3 protein-coding genes are annotated in these 2,537 nt (G+C 39.1%); all 3 read right to left on the reverse strand.

All coding sequences use genetic code 11. From position 1 onward, the window contains the following. Positions 1-322 (reverse strand): putative Ig domain-containing protein (locus tag J7529_RS24470; protein WP_318731155.1); only part of this gene is annotated, 322 nt, incomplete at its 3' end. A gap of 91 nt (positions 323-413) precedes the next feature. Next, a complete protein-coding gene (locus J7529_RS24475) occupies positions 414-1,421 on the reverse strand; it encodes an ankyrin repeat domain-containing protein (RefSeq protein WP_318731156.1) in 1,008 nt (335 codons plus the stop codon). A 2-nt stretch (positions 1,422-1,423) separates the two neighbouring features. Further along, the coding region (locus tag J7529_RS24480) for an RHS repeat-associated core domain-containing protein (protein ID WP_318731157.1) at positions 1,424-2,537 on the reverse strand (1,114 nt) is incomplete at its 5' end.

The following is a 2,537-nucleotide window of genomic DNA, read 5'->3' on the forward strand; positions in this document are numbered from 1 at the left end:
CTGTGGGAGTCCAGGTGATTTCTCCGGTGGTGGAGTGGATACTCATTCCCGATGGCGCTTGGTCTAAACTCCAGAGCAACAGATCTCCATCTGGGTCGCTTCCTTGCATCTGATAGCGGTATTGTGTGCCTAGGGTGGCGCTGTTAGGAGGAGCTGCTGTAATTTCCGGTCGCTGGTTCTGGCTCTGGTTACTGACGGTTAGGTTAAAGGTTTGACTGTCTTCTCCGCCGCGTCCATCATTGACGGTTAGGGTAATCTCATGGGTGCCTAAATGCTCGGCCGCATTTTTGTTTGACATCACCAAAAGCGTGATCGCATTCACTATGGTATCTCAGAATAAGAGGGCGATCGCATCGCTTATGGTATCCTAAAACAGAAGCATGATTTGGATAATTCTCTGTTTTCAGCAAGTCTTATTTAGCTCCATGAGATAGAAAAAATTCAACTAAGTCTTTGTCATTGTATGTGACAGCTATATCCAGTGGACTATATCCATGAGGGTTAATTTGATTAATATCAGCTCCACAACTTACAAGAACTTTGATGATTTCCGGCTCACACTTTTGCGACAAAGCAAAATGAAGAGGAGTTAATCCTTGATCGTTTTTTATATTAAGTTCAGCATTATAGGAGAGTAAAGTTTTTATTATTTTATTATTTTTCTTCTTATTTCTCTGTTGTATTACATTAAACAAAGGATTCATTGAGTTTGAGTAATTAAAAATATTAACATCTGCTCCATATTCTAGGAGTATTTTTATTACATCCTCATTTCTCAATTGAGTTGCCCAATACAAAGGAGTTCTACCAAATTCATCTCTTATATTAACATCTGCTCCATGAAAAATCAGAAGTTCACAAATATCTGGATCGGTTTTTCCTTTATATCCAATAGATGCTATATGTAATGGAGATAATAAATTCGGTTCAGTTCTTCTGTTAATCATAGCATTATTTTGTATCAGTAAATTTATGATATCTTTATGAAAGTATCTAATGGCTATATTTAACCAACTTTCTCCTTTCAAATATCCTTGCTCAATTGTGTGATTACCATCCATTCCTTGATCGAGGTATTGCTGGACTAAATCAACATTCCCAAGCATTAAAGCAATATCTCGCTTGAGAGTAGCACCACACTCTAATAAAAATTGACAAATCTGTTTTTGACGGTATGCTGCTGCCAAGTATAGAGGAGTATTATCATCTCGATCTCTCAAGGTAAAATCCCCACCATTATCAATCAAAAACTTTACTATATCTAGATGTCCTTTACTTGATGCTTTATGTAATGCTGTACTGCCCAAGCTATCTGTCTCATTAATATCTGAACCATTTTCAAGTAAAGTTTCCATGATTCCTTTATTTCCTTTCTCAGCAGCTATTACTAAAGCTGATTGTTTTTGGTGATAATTGTTCATGCTTAATTTACAGAAGGAAAAGCTGTTAAAATGTGGTGTGATGCGACAGTACCTTGGATATAGAAAGTTTCACCAGTGATGGGATTTATTGCGGTATCAGACCAAGCACCTGACGGGATACATTTTTTTTCATATGCTTCTCCTATAACCTTTAGAACCTCATCCTCATCAAAACCAATTGGAAAGAAGCTTGATCCTTTTTGCAAATCTGTACCCGGAATTTTCCAGATAGCATAAAAAGGTTCAAAATCTGCATATTCATCAGGTTCTGTTACCCACTCATAAAGTGGTGTTGTTGCTCCTTCTTTATCAGCTCGAGCGGTGGAATGAAATCCAGTTACTCCTCCAAATCTTCGATCAGGGTAGAAAAGATGCTGTTCCTCTATTGTATATTCACACTTTTTGTTGAAATCTGAAAAAGAGTCAATGTTAACATTAGGAATATTCATAGCAGCAAGAACTGCTAAAATAACAAGAGTAGCACTGAGCTGTGTTTTTACCAATAAACCACTAGGATCGGTATAACTAACTGGATTCCCATTCCCATACAAATACTTATTCAGTGTAACCGGTTCACTTAAACGCCCCTCCCAAGTATCCCGTCGCGTAAACCTCCCCGTACTCGCATCATAATAACGTTGCCTTAAATAATACTGCCCCAACGCCTCATCAAACTGCTCCCCAGCAAACAAATAATCATTCTCACTACTGCCAACCCTCTCCACCAAATTGCCATAAGCATCATACCAATACGCATCAGTCACCTCACCACTACCATCAGTCAACCCTCGCGTACTACCCAACCCATCCACAAAATAGAACCAATCTTCCCCATTCCTATTCTGAGAAATCAGATCCAAACCATACACATAACTCGCCACTTCCTCCTCTCCCACAAACTCAGCCAACACCTGAGCGTAAGGACGATTCTTATCCAATAAAAAGCTAGTCTTCTCCCCACCTACCGTCTGGGAAACGCGAATATTATCATCATCGTACTCATACTCAACTCTCTCCCCATTCTCCTCAACCGCAACCAACCGATTTCGGTCATCCCAAACATAATTAACCGTCTCATTTCTCTCCGTGCGATAAAGTAAATTGCCATTATCATCA

Source organism: Roseofilum sp. Guam, from assembly GCF_017746735.1.
GTDB lineage: Bacteria > Cyanobacteriota > Cyanobacteriia > Cyanobacteriales > Desertifilaceae > Roseofilum > Roseofilum reptotaenium.